The 15,799-nt window shown below is 72.6% G+C and carries 11 protein-coding genes and 1 pseudogene; 5 read left to right on the top strand and 7 right to left on the bottom strand.

Translation table 11 applies throughout. The annotated features are described in order from the left end of the window. Nucleotides 1–19 precede the first annotated feature (19 nt). On the bottom strand, nt 20–4,135 hold the full coding sequence (locus tag ACWEN6_RS08035; protein ID WP_452569526.1) for a Pls/PosA family non-ribosomal peptide synthetase: 4,116 nt from the start codon (nt 4,133–4,135) through the stop codon (nt 20–22). A gap of 620 nt (nt 4,136–4,755) precedes the next feature. On the opposite strand from ACWEN6_RS08035, the gene ACWEN6_RS08040 reads away from it, so the two are divergent. Together ACWEN6_RS08040 and ACWEN6_RS08045 are read left to right on the top strand one after the other, a co-directional pair. Next, nucleotides 4,756–5,535: an ABC transporter permease subunit gene (locus tag ACWEN6_RS08040; protein ID WP_452569527.1), complete on the top strand. Its 780-nt coding sequence runs from the start codon at nt 4,756–4,758 to the stop codon at nt 5,533–5,535. Between the two features lie 118 nt (nt 5,536–5,653). Next, nucleotides 5,654–6,445 carry an SAM-dependent methyltransferase gene (locus ACWEN6_RS08045; RefSeq protein ID WP_452569528.1) on the top strand — a complete coding sequence of 264 codons (792 nt, stop codon included), beginning with the start codon at nt 5,654–5,656 and terminating at the stop codon, nt 6,443–6,445. Between the two features lie 24 nt (nt 6,446–6,469). On the opposite strand, the gene ACWEN6_RS08050 is transcribed toward ACWEN6_RS08045, so the two are convergent. Next, a complete protein-coding gene (locus ACWEN6_RS08050) occupies nt 6,470–7,318 on the bottom strand; it encodes an NAD(P)H-binding protein (protein WP_452569529.1) in 849 nt (282 codons plus the stop codon). Between the two features lie 310 nt (nt 7,319–7,628). On the opposite strand from ACWEN6_RS08050, the gene ACWEN6_RS08055 reads away from it, so the two are divergent. Further along, entirely contained in the window at nt 7,629–8,447 is an 819-nt protein-coding gene (locus ACWEN6_RS08055; RefSeq protein ID WP_452569530.1) for a hypothetical protein, read from the top strand. A 762-nt stretch (nt 8,448–9,209) separates the two neighbouring features. Here the strand turns inward: ACWEN6_RS08055 and ACWEN6_RS08060 are convergent. Beyond that, nucleotides 9,210–9,383 (bottom strand): hypothetical protein, encoded by a 174-nt coding sequence (locus tag ACWEN6_RS08060; RefSeq protein WP_452569531.1) that lies wholly within the window; start codon nt 9,381–9,383, stop codon nt 9,210–9,212. Nucleotides 9,384–9,484: 101 nt separating this feature from the next. On the opposite strand from ACWEN6_RS08060, the pseudogene ACWEN6_RS08065 reads away from it, so the two are divergent. After that, nucleotides 9,485–9,598, top strand: a pseudogene (locus tag ACWEN6_RS08065) (helix-turn-helix domain-containing protein); the annotation flags it as partial. Between the two features lie 88 nt (nt 9,599–9,686). On the opposite strand, the gene ACWEN6_RS08070 reads toward ACWEN6_RS08065, so the two are convergent. The 4 genes from ACWEN6_RS08070 to ACWEN6_RS08085 form a co-directional block, all read right to left on the bottom strand. Then, nucleotides 9,687–10,745, bottom strand: coding sequence for a DUF3152 domain-containing protein (locus ACWEN6_RS08070; RefSeq protein ID WP_452569532.1), 1,059 nt, complete (start codon nt 10,743–10,745; stop codon nt 9,687–9,689). Between the two features lie 104 nt (nt 10,746–10,849). Continuing rightward, nucleotides 10,850–13,183, bottom strand: a complete 2,334-nt coding sequence (locus tag ACWEN6_RS08075; RefSeq protein ID WP_452569533.1) for a multicopper oxidase family protein — start codon at nt 13,181–13,183, stop codon at nt 10,850–10,852. Beyond that, nucleotides 13,180–13,668 (bottom strand): DUF6220 domain-containing protein, encoded by a 489-nt coding sequence (locus ACWEN6_RS08080; protein WP_452569534.1) that lies wholly within the window; start codon nt 13,666–13,668, stop codon nt 13,180–13,182. The genes ACWEN6_RS08075 and ACWEN6_RS08080 overlap by 4 nt, the downstream gene beginning before the upstream one ends. Before the next feature lie 211 nt (nt 13,669–13,879). Beyond that, entirely contained in the window at nt 13,880–14,476 is a 597-nt protein-coding gene (locus tag ACWEN6_RS08085) for a dihydrofolate reductase family protein (RefSeq protein WP_452569535.1), read from the bottom strand. Between the two features lie 604 nt (nt 14,477–15,080). On the opposite strand from ACWEN6_RS08085, the gene ACWEN6_RS08090 reads away from it, so the two are divergent. Continuing rightward, nucleotides 15,081–15,698: a class I SAM-dependent methyltransferase gene (locus ACWEN6_RS08090; protein WP_452569536.1), complete on the top strand. Its 618-nt coding sequence runs from the start codon at nt 15,081–15,083 to the stop codon at nt 15,696–15,698. Nucleotides 15,699–15,799 lie beyond the last annotated feature (101 nt).

Below are 15,799 nucleotides of genomic sequence, written 5' to 3' on the forward strand. Positions count from 1 at the left end.
TTCTGTCATGCCTTCCGGGTCAACGCGACGGCGGACGGGACCACGGCGTGATCGGGTTCCCGAACCAGCGGGCGCGCGCGGGCACCGTCTCGCCGCGCATCACCAGGGACGCCGGTCCGACCGTGGTGTCCTGCCCGATCGTCGCCGCGGGGAGGACCACGCCGTGCGGCCCGAGCGTCGCCCCGTGCCGCAGCACGACCTTATCGATGCTCATCACGCGGTCGTGGAACAGGTGGGTCTGCAGCACGCATCCGCGGTTGACGCTCGCCCCGTCGCCGACCTCGACCAGGTCGGCCTCGGGCAGCCAGTAGGTCTCGCACCACACCCCGCGGCCGACGCGCGCGCCCAGCGAGCGCAGCCACAGGGCCAGCGGGGCGGTGCCGAGCCACGCCTCGGCGAACCACGGGGCGGCGAGCACCTCCACGAAGTTGTCGGCCAGCTCGTTGCGCCACACGAACGAGCTCCACAACGGGCGGTTGCCCGCCGCGATCCTGCCGACGATCGCCCACTTGGCCGCGGTGGCGGTCGCGGCGGCCACGGCCCCCGCGCCCGCCAGCACCACTCCGACCAGCCCGGCCGCGACCGCGAAGCCGTAGGAGGCGGCGAGGAACTCGAGCGTCGCGGCGACGAGCACGGCGAGCGCGACCGTGCCCATGGCCGGCACGACGCGGCAGATCTCCACGAACGCCCGCGCGGCCTTCAACCGGCGCGGCGGGTCGTAGGTGCGGTGCCGGTCGCCGGACTCGGCCGTCCTGCGCAGCTCGATCGGGGGCATGCCCAGGTAGGACGACCCCGCCTTGGCCTTCTTCGGCGCGGCCGACAGCACGCCGACCAGCCCGTCCTTGGGCACCTTGCGCCCAGGGGCGGTCATGCCGCTGTTGCCGAGGAAGGCCCGCTTGCCGATGCGCACCTGGTCCACCCGCAGGCTGCCGTTGACCAGCTCGTACGGGGCCACCATCGTGTCGTCGGCGAGGAAGGCCCCGTCGCCGACGGTGGTCATCGTGGGCAGCGCCAGCACCGTGGACAGCTCGACGTCCCGGCCGACCTTCATGCCGAGCGCGCGCAGCCACGCGGGGGTGAGGATGCTGGCGTACAGGGGGAACAGCCAGACGCGGGCCGCTGCCATGAGCCGGCCGGTCGCCCACGCCTGCCACGCCTGGCGGCTGTGCACAGGGTGCCGTCCCGGGCGCAGGCCGACACCGAGCAGCCGCACGCAGACCACGACGATCAGCGCGAAGGCCGCGAGCGCGGTCACCGTGGCGGGCGCGACGCCGTAGAGGGCGGCGGGCAGCGCCTCGCCGAGCGTGGCCACGTCTCCGGCGAAGACGTCCAGCACGATCAGCCCGCACAGGGCGGCCACGACCGGGATCAGGCTCAGCGCCATCGCCGACAGCCCGTACATCGCCTCCCAGCGCCGGGAGCGCGGCGGTCGCTCCGACGGCGGGAACCGGCGCGCCTTGCCCTGCCGGCTCGCGGGCGCCCCCGCCCAGCGCTCGCCGGACGGGACGGCGCCCTCGACGACGGCGCCCGGCGCGACCTGCGCGTTCTTGCCGACGCGGGCCCCGGGGAGCAGCGTCGCCCTGGCGCCGATCGTGGCGGCGGCGCCGACGCGGATCTCACCGACGCGCAGCAGATCGCCGTCCAGCCAGTACCCGTGCAGGTCGACCTCGGGCTCGATCGCCGCGTTCGTGCCGACCTTGAGCATCCCGGTCACCGGGGGCAGCGTGTGCAGGTCCACGTCCTCGCCGACCTGCGCGCCGAGCGCCCGCGCGTACCGGGCGTTCCACGGGGCGCCGGACAGCCGGCCCACCCCGATCTGCGCGGCGAACCGCTCGGCGAACCACAGCCGCAGGTGCGTGCCGCCGCCGCGCGGGTAGGCGCCCGGCTTCAGGCCGCGCAGCAGCACCCGGGCCACCGCGGCGGCCACGCCGATGCGTCCCCAGGGGGAGACGAACAGCAGCCAGCCCGCCAGCACCCACCACCACGAGACGGTGGGCGTCCACGGAAGGGCCACGATGTTGTTCAGCGTGGCCAGGCCGACGATCCACGGCATGCCGCCGATGGTCAGCAGCGGAATCATGAGCGCCGTCTGCGCGAGCGCGGAACGCCGCGGCACCGGCGTCACGGGACGCTGCGCGTTCTCGGCGCGGGGGGCCGCCATCGCGGCCAGGTGGGCGGCGAGCCCGCCCAGCGTGGGGTGTTCGTACACGTCGGCGACCGCCGCCGCGGGGTGGCGGGCGCGCAGCTCGGAGACCAGCAGCGCGGCGGCCAGGCTCGTGCCGCCCAGCACGAAGAAGTCGGCGTCGCGGTCGGCGGCGTCCACGCCCAGGATGCCGGCCCACCGTTCGGCCACCCACCGCTCGTCGTCCGACAGCTCCGCGGCCGCGCCCGCCGCGCCCGGATCGGCGCCGGGGGTCGCGCCGCCGGGCAGCGGCCACGGCAGGGCGTCGCGGTCGATCTTCCCGGAGGTGCGGGTCGGCAGGTCGGCCACGAGCGCGATGCGCGGGACCAGGGCGGCCGGCAGCGCCTCGGCCAGCCGGTCGCGGGCGGCCTCGGCGTCGAAGTCCTCGGCGGCGACGACGTACCCGACCAGAAGCTGGTGCCCCGAGCCGGTCGCGCGGACCGCGGCGGCCGCGCCGCGCACGCCCGGGAGGGACTGGAGCGCGGCGTCCACCTCGCCCAGCTCGATGCGCCGGCCGCCGAGCTTGACCTGCTCGTCCGCCCGGCCGACGAAGACCAGGCCCCGCGGCTCGGCGGTCACCAGGTCGCCGCTGCGGTAGGCGCGCGCCCAGCCGAGGGAGGGCAGCGGGGCGTACTTCTCGGCGTCCTTGGCGGTGTCCAGGTAGCGGGCCAGGCCGGCGCCGCCGATGACGAGCTGGCCGGTCTCGCCCATGGCCACGGGCTCGCCCGCGTCGTCCACGACCGCGAGGTCCCAGCCGGCGAGCGGCAGGCCGATGCGCACCTTGCCCCGCCCGGTCAGCGGCGCTGCGCACGCCACGACGGTGGCCTCGGTGGGGCCGTAGGTGTTCCACACCTCGCGCCCGGGAACGGCCAGCCGCTCGGCCAGCTCGGGCGGGCACGCCTCGCCGCCGAAGATCAGCAGGCGGACGTCGTCGAGGGTCTCCACCGGCCACAGCGCAGCCAGGGTCGGCACCGTCGAGATGATAGTGATGCCCTTGTCGGCGAGCCAGGAGCCGAGGTCCATGCCGGTGCGCACGAGCGCGCGGGGCGCGGGCACCAGGCAGGCGCCGTGCCGCCACGCCAGCCACATCTCCTCGCAGGAGGCGTCGAAGGCCACGGAAAGGCCCGCGAGTACCCGGTCGCCCGGGCCGATCGGCTCGTCGGCGAGGAACAGTCGCGCCTCGGCGTCGACGAACGCCGCCGCGCTGCGGTGGGTCACCGCCACGCCCTTCGGCCTGCCCGTGGAGCCCGAGGTGAAGATGATCCAGGCGTCGTCCCCCGGCCCGGGACCGGGCCGCTCCGGCGTGCCGTCCGGCTCGGGGTGAGGGCGGGAGTCTGTGTCCGAGAGGACGGTGTGGCGAGGGCCGTCCGTGCTCGCGGGGAGGGGATGGCGAGCGTCGTCCGTGCTCGCGGTCGTGGTGCGGGTGATCGCGCGGCCTTCGCCGACGACGGCGTGGACGCCCGCCTCGGTGAAGACCAGTTCGGCGCGCTCGTCGGGGTCGTCCGCGTCGACGGGCACATAGGCCGCGCCGGCGGCGAGCACGGCGAGGATCGCGACGTAGAGGTCGGCGGTGCCGGACGGGACGCGCACGCCCACGCGGTCGCCGGTGCGCACGCCAGCCCGGCGCAGCTCGCCCGCCAGGGACTCCACCTCGGCGCTCAGGGCCTGGTAGTCCAGGCGGGTGCGGCCGTCGTCGAGCGCGGGGGAGCGGGGGTGGCGCCGGGTCGTCTCGGCCAGGACGTCGACCAGCGTCCGCGGCGGCGCGGCGGCCGCCCCGGCAAGGAAGACGGCCGGCGCGGAGGTGGTCCCGGGCAGGGAGCCGGCCGGGGTGGAGGGCTTGCCCGGTGTCAGGGGGGCGTGCTGGACGGCTCTGGTCGCGGGCGTCCGCGAGGCGGCCGGCGTCGGGGTTCGCCGCGCGAGCGGCTGCTCGGCTTCCACCGGTGAGGAGGGCAAAAAGGCTCCTGGTGAGTGCCCGGACGGTTCGCCCGGGTCTTCGTCAGGGGCGGCGGGGGAACGACGGTCTGGTCGACCACCCTGCTGCGGTTCTTCGGCTCCGAACCGGCCCTACTGACGCCATGGACATCGCCCGATCTTAACTTCCGCCGCCATTCCGCCTATTCCCGTCCATCTGATGGACACCCCGACGACACCTTGATCGCCGTCGCCGTCGCCGTCGCCGTCGCCGTCGCCGTCGACCCGGCACGGGGACGGGAGCGACGGTGGCGGGGACAGGGGTGGGGGCGGGGGCGGATCAGCCCGGAGGAGGACGGCCTGGAGGGTGAGACCCGTGTGGGAGTTCGGACGCAGGGCCGATGCGCCGCCGCTTCTGCTGCGGGAGCGTTGACACGTCCCCGAACACCCGCTCACCGGCGCCCGTCCCGTCGAGCGCTCGCCCACGGCCGGCGTCCACGCGCCGGGCGCACCGCGTCCTCGCGCCCGCTCGTGTCAGCGCCGTCTTGTCAGCGCCGTCTTGTCAGCGCCGTCTTGTCGGCGCCCGCCCGGCCGGCGTGCGCGGTGGGGGCGATCGCACCATCGGCGTCCGTGCTGTCGGCGCCACGCACCGGAGGTACTCGATGATCGACGTTTTGGCCGCGGAGTGGCACAAGCTCCGTTCGGTCCGCTCCACCTACTACGCCCTGGGCGTCGCCCTGGCCGGCCTGCTGGCCGGCGCGGCCATCGCCTGGTCGGCGGCGGCCGCGTTCGACGGAACCTCGCCCGAAGGGCGGCTGCGCTCCTCGGTCTCCTACATCGAGGAGGTCCTGGTGATCATCCCCCAGCTGTGCCTGGGCATCCTCGGCGTGCTGTCGATCACCTCGGAGTACACCACCGGGACGATCAGGGCGACCATGATGGCGGTGCCCCGGCGCTGGCCGGTCGTCGCGGGCAAGGCGGCCCTGCTCGCCGGGCTGGCCGCCGTCACCGGGCCGCTGGTGGTGTTCGGGACCTACTTCGCCTGCCGGTCGCTCATCGGGGGCCGGTTCAACGGCGTGTACCTCACCCCCTTGGCCCACCGGCTGCCGGTCCTGATCGTCACCGGCCTGTCGGTGGTGGTGTTCGCCCTGGTGGGGCTGGGGCTGGCCACCGTACTGCGGTCCACGGCCGGGTCGATCGTCATCCTGATCGGGCTGGTGTACGTGATCCCGATCGTGGCGATCAACCTGCCGGCGCCGTGGGACGCGCGGCTCGGGTCGGTCCTGCTGACGAACCTGCCCCGCGAGATCACCGGCACCCTCGACGCGAACACGGTGTTCGACACGCTGCTGCCCCCGGTCGCGGCGGCGGCCGTGATGCTCGCCTACGCTCTGCTGCCGCTCGCCGCGGGCGCCCTGCTCGTGCGCCGTAGGGACCTGTGAACGGCGAATCGGCCCTCGCCATTGAGCATCGGGATGGCGGCTGTTAACGTCGGGCCCCGAATAACGTGAACGGTCGGTGAGAACCGCCGCATGACACCCGGCCTCCGACGGAGTGATTATGGATTCCGCGCCACTGAACGCAGCATTCGATCCGATAACCCCAAATGTCGGGCGAATGTATGACTATTACCTGGGCGGCAAGGACAATTACGCCTCCGACCGGGAAGCGGCCGAGCGGGTCATCGGCGTGTTCCCCCGCACGCGCGAGCTCGCCGTCGCCAACCGTCGCTTCCTGCGGCGCGCGGTCGAGTACGCCGCCGCCGAGGCGGGCATCGGCCAGTTCCTCGACATCGGCTCCGGGCTGCCCACACAGGAGAACGTCCACGAGGTGGCGCAGCGGGTCCTGCCCGCCGCGCGGGTCGCCTATGTCGACCTCGAGCCCATCGTCCTGTCGCACGGTCAGGCCCTGCTCGCCACCGACGAGCAGACCATCATGGTCGCCGGCGACCTGCGCCGGCCGGAGAAGATCGTCGGCGACCCGGTGCTGCGGGAGCACCTCGACTTCGACCGGCCCATGGCCGTCCTGCTCGTCTTCGTGCTGCACTTCATCAGGGACGAGGAGGACCCGCGCGGCATCGTCCGCGCTCTGATGGACGCCGTGGTCCCCGGCTCGGTGCTGGTCCTGTCGCACGCCGAGGCCGACCGGCGGCTGATGCCGGGCACGTCGGTGTACGACAGGGCCAGCTCGCCCGCCGTGCTGCGCTCCCAGGAGGAGATCGAGGCGTTCTTCGACGGCCTGGAGCTCGTGGAGCCGGGGCTGACGCGCCTGGGCTCGTGGCGGCCCGACTCCCCGCTCTACCGGGGGGACGACGACCTGCCCGCCTTCTGCGGCGTCGCCCACCGGCGCTGACCCGCCTCGACGCCCCACGCGGGGTCAGCGGAAGTCGTCCGCGTGGTCGCGGGCCCAGGTTGCGAAGCCGGTGGCCGGGGTGCCGGTGATCTCCTCGACGGTCGTGGTGACCGTCTCCGGGGCGGTGACCATCGCGGCGTGCCCGTCCAGGATGTCGCGGGCCAGCGAGGCCGGCATGCCCTGGGCGACCATCGCCCGCTGCGCGACCTCGGGGGACAGCTCCTCCCAGCGCACTGGACGGCCGATGGCCTCGCCGATGAGGGTTACCTGCTCGACCTGCGTGAGCGCCTGCGGCCCGGTGAGCTCGTACGCGGCGCCGCCGTGCCCGGGGGCCGACAGCGCGCGCACACCGACGGCCGCGATGTCGCGCTCGTGGATGAGCGGCCTGCGAGCGGCGCCGTGCACCCACCGGACGGTCCCGGTCTCCCGGATCTGCGGCGCCCACATGAGGGTGTTGGCCGCGAAGCCGCCGGGGCGCAGGAACGTCCACTCCATCCCCGACCGCTCGATCAGGCTCTCCAGGCGGGCGTGCGAGCCGAGGATCGTCCCGTCCGACTCCTCCCGCCCGCGTGGCACTCCCCGTGCGGACACATAGACGACGCGGCGGACGCGCGCGGCGATCGCCTCGACGGCGGCCGGGGCGGCGTGGTCGGCGGACAGGGTGGGCCAGAGCAGGAACACCGCTTCGACGCCGTCCAGGGCCGCTTCCAGCGTCTCGGGTTTCGCCAGGTCGCCCGGGACGACCTCGACGGCGTCCGGCAGGCGGGCGGCCGCCGGGTCGCGGGCAAGGGCCCGTGTCTCGGCGCCCGCCGCCAGCAGGGCCGACACGGCGTGCCCTCCGACGCGACCGGTGGCCCCGGTGACCAGAATCATGAGTTCTCCCTTGTCAGAGGTGCAGGGCGACCATCGTGAAACATCAAGCGCGGTTGAGGTCAACACCCCGGCCGGCATCGATCTGAATTACCGGATATGTCGCAATTGGGAATGGCGGCAGGCGTTTATTCCCGGAATCAATTCCCGGCGCCCATGAACCACGCCGCGAGCCGTGCACGACGGTTAAAATGACGCCAACGGGGATTGTCGGCTGCGGGGCCACGGCTCTGCCGCTGACGGGGGGCGGCGATTTCGCCGAGAGGGGGCTTGCTTCACGATGGGCGCCTGGTGGATCGGACGATGGCCGGTGGTGGATCCGGACATCCCCGACGATGACAAACGACGCATCATCGGTAACAACGCTCTGGCCGACCGCCGTGTCGTCCCGTCCAGCGCCTCCGGCTGGCTCGGCATCATCGCGGGCCTGCTGCTCATCCTCGTCCTCATCGCGGTGTCGCAGGAAGTGGCCCTCGACCGCATGACGTTGATCGGCGGAACGGCGACGCTATCGGTCCTGCTGGTGGGCGCCGCCGCCGTGGGCCTTCCGTGGGGCCGCTTCGCCGTGCTCGGATCGCCCGCCCGCCTCGTGCGGCTCTACCAGGACCGTTACGTCGTTCCCGCCGACCTCGACCGGTCCGCCCGGCTGCTGCTCGACCGCGCGGGCCACGCCGTCGAGACGGTCTACGCCTCCCGCGTCAACCAGATGGGCTGGCTGGACCCGGTGGCCAACGACGTCGTCCTGCCCCGGCGGCTGTGGGAGATCGCCAGAGTGCTCCGCACCCAGTCCGAGCTGCGCGCCGAGCACGCCCGGGCGACCGGGGGAGTGCTGACCCCCGAGCTGCGCGCGGTGCTCGAGCCCCAGCTCGCCGCGCTGCGGCGCTCGGCCGACGAGGTGACCGGGCAGGTCGCGGCGCTCGAGGCGTACGCGCGTCGCGTGCAGGCGGCGGACGCGGCGCTGCACGCCGAAGACCTGCTGCGCAGTAACGACAAGTACCGCGACCTGCTGGCGCACACCGATGACCTCGAGGGCCTGCGCGACCTGGCGTCGCGTGCCCACGGAGTCGGAGCGGTCCTGGCGAGCAGCGTACGCGAGGCCGTCGCCGCCGGCCGCACCCTGGCTGTCTCCTGACGGGGGTGGCACCGGCCCGCATGGCCCATGACCCGGGTTCGGTGACCACACTCAGCGTAGGATCGCGTCAGCCGGGAGAAAGAAGGGGGGACCCAGGTCCCGACGAGCCTCGATCCCGGTAATTTATCTGAGCGTACAGGGATCTGTCCTCAGCGGAATTTATCGCGACGTAGATGACTCGGCCGTTCACAATCTTGGTCGCCCCGGCGATGCAGCCGTAACACATTCGGTCGTATGAAGGCGTGCCGGGTGTGAGATGCGACCAGCCGGCAGACCAGAAGCCACTAAGGAACACCTCTGCCGACCGGCCCCCGACAAGGTCCACCTGGAGTTCCATCCCGTCATGCCCCTCATCGCAGTCATTCCATTCCGAGACCTTGCCGATGGCGCCGGCCGGGAACAGATCGAAGGTCTCCGCCTTGAGGCGTGTCATTCGCTGGTCGACGGCCGAGACGCAGGCTTGCTGACCTCCGTCCGCCACGATCATCGAACATGCGCCGCAGACGAAGCACAGAGAAGACGCGAACAACGAGACGAACAACGCTCTCCGGCACCTCATGAGGTGGAGTTCCTTTCTATCTGGACTGGCCGACGTCTCGAAGGGTGATTGCGGCCGTATTCCTTCCTCCGGCCGTCGCCACGACGTCACATGCGAGCTGGCGAGCGGGAGCTTGACCGTACGGAACCGGATCCTGAGGGGCGGACGGCTCTCTCCGCCAGGTCGCGGGCGGAGAGAGCTCGTGGCGGGCGGGTCTGCCGTTGTCAGGGTGCCGGGCGCAGGGTCTCGGTGGGGAACAGGGGGACGGCGGGGGCCCTTAGCGTGGAGGGGGTGGCGGCCTGGGGGCCGCACAGGGCCACCAGCATGTGCCGCGCCATCGCGATGTCGATGGGATGGACCTGGACCTGGCCGTTCTCATCGATGTGCTGGTACTTCATAAAAACTCCTTGAGCGTGGAAACCGGTCCTTCAGGGCCGGGAGGAAACGCGGGACGGTGTCGCGCCGGTATCGAATCCAACAACTCTGATAAGATTCGAACATACGTACGGCATACAAGGTGCGGGCCTACCCCACCCCCGAGCAGGTGGCCATGCTGAGCCGCACGTTCGGCTGCGTGCGCGTGGTGTGGAACCGCACCCTGGCCTGGCGCCACGCCCGCTACCACGGCGAAGGCGTCAAGACCAACTTCACCCAGGCCAACGCGCTCCTCCACCCGCCCGAAGTCCCACCTGCGGCCGGCGTCAGGAGTGCCGGCCACGGCCGGGGTGGCCGGGCTCGCCCGCGCGGGGCCGGTCGTCGTCGGGGGAGTTCCCCTCCGAGCGCCGATCCGGAGTGTCCCCCTTGGGGGCACGGTGCCTGCGCTCGTCGTGGTGCTTCGCGCCGCCGGAGCCGCCCTTGGAGCGGGGGAAGGGCCAGGCGTTCGGGCGGCAGCCCTGCAAAGACTTGGTCTGCTGCGTCATCACCGGCGCGAGCCCGCCGGGGGCGGGGCACCGCTGGTGCGCGTGGCCGAGGGCGTGGCCGACCTCATGGTTGATCACGTACTGCCGGTAGGCGACCAGGTCGCCGTGGTATCCGGGAATCGCCACCCCCCAGCGCTTGGCGTTGATGACCGAGCGCCTGCCGTTCCAGCACGACAGTTCGCCGAACGTCTGCAGGGGACGGCACCGTACGTTGGTCAGCGCGGGGCTGGACAGCGCCACGCGGAAGCGCACCGGGCCGTGGTCGACCCGCTCGAACCGCATGCGCCCCCGGCCCCAGCTGCGCGGGTCGTTGAGCGTCCGGTGCACCATGGCGGCGAAGTCCTCGGCGTCGAACGGCAGCCCGCGCTCCACCTCGACGAGGTAGCGGACCACCTTGCCGCGGGTTCCCTCCGGCGGCTCGGCGACCCCCTTGACGACCTTGTACCGTCCCTTCGCCGAGTACGGGACCCGGACGGTCTCCGCCCGGCCCGCCGAGCCTGAGTCCGAGCGTGCGTCCGGGCCGTCCCCGGAGCCGGACGCGGCGGACGTGGGGCTGGGAGGCGGAGCCACGGCGGACGGTGGGCTCGCCGTCCCCGCCGGGGCGCCGGACGTCACGGCGGCCGAGGGGGCCGATGGGGGCGCACCCGAGGCGGAGGGGGTCGCGACCGAGCCCGGAGGGCCCGCCACCGAGGCCGAGGGAACCGCGACCGCGGCGCGAGCCGTCCTGTCCCGACCCGCGACCGCCTTCGCGTCATGGCCGGCGGCGAGCAGGAAGACGTATCCGCTGAGCAGGAAGATGGCAGTGATCGGCAACGCCATGAGCAGGGTCCCGGGCTTCAACCGACGAAGAATACGAGGCGTGATATTTCCGGACATCGAGGGCGAAGCCTAGTACCGATCGCCTCATTGATCACCTTAGGCCACTCTGGTGGCGATCGGCCGGATCACCCGCTGTGCGCGCCGTGGTAGGGCGTGGTGACGCCCTCATAGTCCAGCATGAGCATCATGCCCTGGTCCGCGTGGCTCAGGTTGTGGCAGTGGTTCATCCACACGCCTGGATTCGAGGCGCGGAAGGCGACCTGCCACACCTCGCCCGGGCGCACGTCGAAGGTGTCCAGCCACAGCGGGGTGCCGGTCGGCGCGCGGCCGTCCCGGGCGAGGACCAGCACGCGATGGCCGTGCAGATGCCAGGGGTGGGTCTCCCGTCCCCGGTTCACCACCGTCATCCGGACCAGATCGCCATCCCGCACCTGCTGGGTCGGCACCGAGGGGAACGCGCGCCCGTTCACTGTGTGCGCGTACAGAGGGCGGCCTTCCGACACGGCGAGCCCCTGGTCGAGAACCATGGTGAAGTCCCGGTCGAACCGGGTGGAGCCGCTGTACGGAAGCGGCCCGGCCGGCGTCCCGTACCGGGTCAGGTCCAACTCCGGCCACCCCCGGGTGTCGGGTACCGCCACAGCTCCCCGCCCGCCTTGTCCTGCCTCGTCATCCACGGCCGGCGCGTTCGCACCGTTGGTGGCCCCAGCGCCTCCCGCATCCGCGTTTCCCCGGCCCGTGCCGGTCGTGGCGTCCGCGCCTCCCTCACCCGTGCCGGTCCTGGTGCCGTCGCTCTCCGGGGACGAGCCAGGTGCGGCGCTTGACGCGGGGGCCGTGGGGTCGGGGGTGAGGCGCAGGCCGGCCACGCGGTCGTCCACGGTGAGCGTGACCGGCGCGCCCGCCGCCGGGGTGAAGGCGAGGTCATAGCGGCCGCCCGCGGGCAGGCGCAGCCCCACCCGGTCCACCTCGCCCGGGGCGTGCAGATCCGAGCCGTCCACGGCGACCACCCTGTACCGGGCGCCCGCGAGTGTGAACCGGTGCGGAGTGTTGTCGGTGTTGACCAGCCGCAGCCGGACGGCCGTGCCGGGCGGGACGCGCCGCTCGATCGGCCGGTCGTGGTCGCCGAGCACGGTGCGGCCGGCGAAGGTGTGCACCGGGAGGGTGAGGTCGGCGTCCGGCGGTGCCGGTCCACGCCGTGTCACCACCAGTGCGCCGTACAGGCCCATCTTCACCCCTTCGTCGGAGACTTCGTGGGTGTGGTACCAGTACGTGCCGACCTGGAGGGCGCGGAACCGGTACACGAACTCCTGCCCGGGTCGCACGCCGTCCTGCGTCAGGCCGGGGACCCCGTCCTCGCCGGCGGGCACGTCATAGCCGTGCCAGTGCAGGGTCACCCCGGCGGCGATGTCGGCGTTGCGCAGGCGCACCTCGACCAGGTCGCCCTCGGTGGCGGTGATCGGCGGACCGGGGACGGTCCCGTTGAACGTCCACGCGGTCACCTTGCGCCCCGACGACAGGGTGACCGTGGCCGTGCGCGCCGTGAGCTCGTACCGGCGCACCGTGCCGCCCGGCGCGGGCGAGGCGGGTCCGCGCAGCGCGGTCACCGGACGGTCGTACCCCGGGGCACCGGCCGTGTGCGCCCCTGCCGGGTGCCCCGCGCCGAACCGCCCACCGGCCACCTGCATGGCGGCGTGTCCGCCCGGCATCGGCATGGCGCCCGGGGAGGCGGCGGCCGGGGCGCGGCCGGTGTCGACCTCGTCGGCCGGCAGGAACGCGAGCCCTCCGCCTATCAACCCGGCCACGGCGGTCGCCGCCACGGCGACCCGCACCCCGCGGACGCGCGTGCCGGGGGACAGCAACCGCTGGGTGGTGAGCACCGCGGCGGCCACGAGGGCCACGGTGATCACCGCGGTGCTCCAGGTCGCCGGGTATCCCAGCAGCAACGTGACCACCGGCCCGGCCGCCGCCGCGTACCCGGCCCCGAACAGCGCCGGCACCGCCCCGGGCCTGGTCAACGCCGCCGCACCGGGTACGACATCGCGTCCTGCCTCGGCACTCGCCCGTGTCTCGGACGCCGGGTTCTCGACCGCCTGCGCCCCCGTGGCGTGCGGTACCGTCGCCGTCGACTCGGTGTGGGCGGCCTCCGAGAGGCCGGGTGCGCCCCGACCGGCTCGCAGGGCTGCTCTGGCAAGGGACGGAGCGGCGAACACGGCGGCGGCGATCATGCCGGCCGCCAGCAGCGGCAGCGTCAGGGTGAGCTTCTCCTGGACGAACCACCAGCCGGCGCCGGCGAGCGCCAGGACGATCCCGCCCCGGGCCAGCGACGCCAGCACCGCCAGGACGAACAGACCGGCGGCCACCCGGATACGGCGGGTGGCCGCCGCCGCGCCCGCGCTTAGCCACGCCACCGCGGCGAGCACTCCGGCGAGCAGGTCGAGCGCCATGAGCCCTTCGACGGTCACGAGGGCCGTGCCGCGGATTCGCCCCCCAGAGGACCGGAGATCCGGGTCGCGGGAGCGTCGTCGGCGGCCTGCGAGCCGCGCGGGGAACCGGCGAGCTTGCGGGCGTTGCGCAGCACCATGCCGGCGGCTCCCATGACCGCCATGGCGTTGATCCCGTGCAGGCCCATGATGGCGAGCCCGGCGGGGGTCGTGTTGTCCGCACTGTCGTTCAGCACGCGGCCGAGCACGACGATCAGAACCTGGACGATCACCAGGCCGAACGGCAGCAGGGCCGTCGCGACCTGCCGCCCAGGGGCGCGGGAAGCGGCGGCGGCGATGGTGACCAGCAGCGACAGGACCGGAATGATCATCATGCCGGTGATGCTGTGCAGCGCGAAGGAGCCGTCGTCCTGTGGTCTGGCGAACGCGCCCACTGCGGCGAAGTAGAACTGTGCCAGTACGGCGATCAATAGCAGTGCGGCAAGCGCTGCGTAGATTCTGCGCATCGCGTGCTCCCTTCGTAGCTCGGTCGGTAGTGACCGATGCTGTTGCACGCGCCGCTTCACGTCGTCCCCCCTCCAGCGACACGTCACGTACTACCGGGGGAGTACGCGGACCCGCCGGCCTGCCCCCGGGACCGCCCGCCTCCTCGCCGATCGGTTGTCCCGGTCGAGAACGCCTGGCCAGGGGGCCCGCTGTCGCGCTTCGCGGAAGCGGTCAGTCCTGAACGAAGGACCCTGTGACGACCTCGCCGGCCGATTCGTAGGTGTTCATGAGGACGCCGGTGGTAGAGACCTTCCTGTCGACGAGCTTCAGTCCCGAGGGAACGGCGCCTTCGGAGAACAGCCGCTTGCCCGAGCCGAGGACGATGGGGAAGATCAGCAGGCGGTACCGGTCGACGAGGTCGCGTCGCAACAGCGTCCGCAGCAGGTCGCCGCTGCCGTGCACCTGCAACTCGGGCCCGTCCTCCTTCTTGAGCGCCGCGACGCCTTCGGCGACGTCTCCCTCGATCAGAACCGAGTTGCTCCACTCCAGCGTGGGACGACTCCGCGACGCGACGTACTTGGTGGCGTCGTTCAGGCGCTTGGCGCCGGCCTCCTCCGAGGCGTTCGGCCAATACGAGGCGAAGAGGTCATAGGTCTTGCGTCCGAGGACGAGGTCGAACGGCGTGGACATGGTCTCGTCCATGAACTCGGCCACCTGCTCGTCCCAGTAGTTCACGGTCCATCCGCCGTGCGCGAAGCCGTCGCTGTCGTCCTCGCCGGGGCCGCCCGGGGCCTGCATGACCCCGTCGAGAGTGACAAAGGTGCTCACGACCAGCTTCCTCATTGTCGCGTCCTTTCCGTCGGATCCCCTGCTCGGGGTGATCCCTCGCGTGCTCTGAGCTCGATGTCGAAGGCGATGCGCCGATCCTTCCGGCCGCCGCCTCTCTACTGCCCGATACACCGCTACCGAAAACTAAAATTGTCAAGAGGATTTAGGTTGTCGGTGACGAGATGGTCGCCTCCGGCTCGACCGCCCGCTCCGGATCGCCGACGCCCGCCTGGGAGCCTCCACCGGCCTCCGAGATGCTCCCGGTCTGCCGCTGGAGGGACGCGAACGGCGCAAGACGGCCGGCGAGCCCGTCACCCGCCGAGCGCCCCGCCGAGCCCGGCAGGCGTGCCGCCCGCCGTCCGGACTCCGCTGACCTGCAGATTTTCCGTCGCTCAGATTCACCCTGGAGGCATGGGTACCGAGAAGGTCCACCTCACCAAGGAGAAGGAGACTCTCCTCGCCGCGCTGTACGGGCGCGCCGTACACAGCCGTACGGAGGACCCGGTCCTGCACGACCCGCTGGCCGAGCAGGCGGTCGAGCGCATCGGCTACGACTTCTCCAAGCTCAAGATGCGCGCCACCGACGCCCTGGGCGTGGCCATCCATGCGAAGACCTTCGACACCCCTCACCGCGGCCCATCTCGCCGGCGCCCCCGGGACGACGGTGGTCCACCTCGCCTGCGGCCTCGACACCCGCGTCCACCGCCTCGACCCGCCCGAGACCGTCCGATGGTTCGACGTCGACTTCCCCGCGCTCATCGCCCTGCGCGAGCGCCTTTACCCGCCTCGCGACGGCGACGCGGCGACCAGCTACACGATGATCGGTCTGCCCGCGACGGACCCGGGCCAGCTGGAACGGGTCCCGGCCGATCGCCTGGTGCTGGTCGTGGCCGAGGGGCTGATGATGTATCTCACCACCGAGGAGGTCCACGACCTGCTACGCCGGATCACCGGCCGATTCCCCTCCGGCGAGATCATCTTCGACGCGCTGAGCCACCTCGCCGTCAAGCTCAGCCGCTTGCAGCCCACCCTCCGCTGGGGCCTCGACGACCCCGCGGAACTCACCACCGCCGTCCCCGGCCTCCACTTGACCGAAGAACTGTTCTTTTCCGACGTCCCCGAGGTCGACCGCTTCCCGGCCGGCTACCGCGCCGCCCTGGCAGTCATGAACCGCTTCTACTTCCTCCGCAAGGTCGGCCGCATCCTCACCTGTCGCTTCTGAGCTTCCAGCGCGCCTAGAACGGCGATGGCCGGGTGGCCGTTTGACATCGAACCCGACTCGAGCCGGGGCGCGGACCCGGCCGTGAGGGCGCAGACGGAATG

It is taken from the genome of Sphaerisporangium sp. NPDC004334, from assembly GCF_053602655.1.

Coding starts and splice junctions, on each gene's coding strand:
- ACWEN6_RS08045 (WP_452569528.1), top strand. CDS start 5,654: ATGGATTCCGCGCCACTGAACGCAGCATTCGATCCGATAACCCCAAAT.
- ACWEN6_RS08060 (WP_452569531.1), bottom strand. CDS start 9,383: ATGAAGTACCAGCACATCGATGAGAACGGCCAGGTCCAGGTCCATCCC.
- ACWEN6_RS08040 (WP_452569527.1), top strand. CDS start 4,756: ATGATCGACGTTTTGGCCGCGGAGTGGCACAAGCTCCGTTCGGTCCGC.
- ACWEN6_RS08080 (WP_452569534.1), bottom strand. CDS start 13,668: ATGCGCAGAATCTACGCAGCGCTTGCCGCACTGCTATTGATCGCCGTA.
- ACWEN6_RS08050 (WP_452569529.1), bottom strand. CDS start 7,318: ATGATTCTGGTCACCGGGGCCACCGGTCGCGTCGGAGGGCACGCCGTG.
- ACWEN6_RS08090 (WP_452569536.1), top strand. CDS start 15,081: ATGCGAAGACCTTCGACACCCCTCACCGCGGCCCATCTCGCCGGCGCC.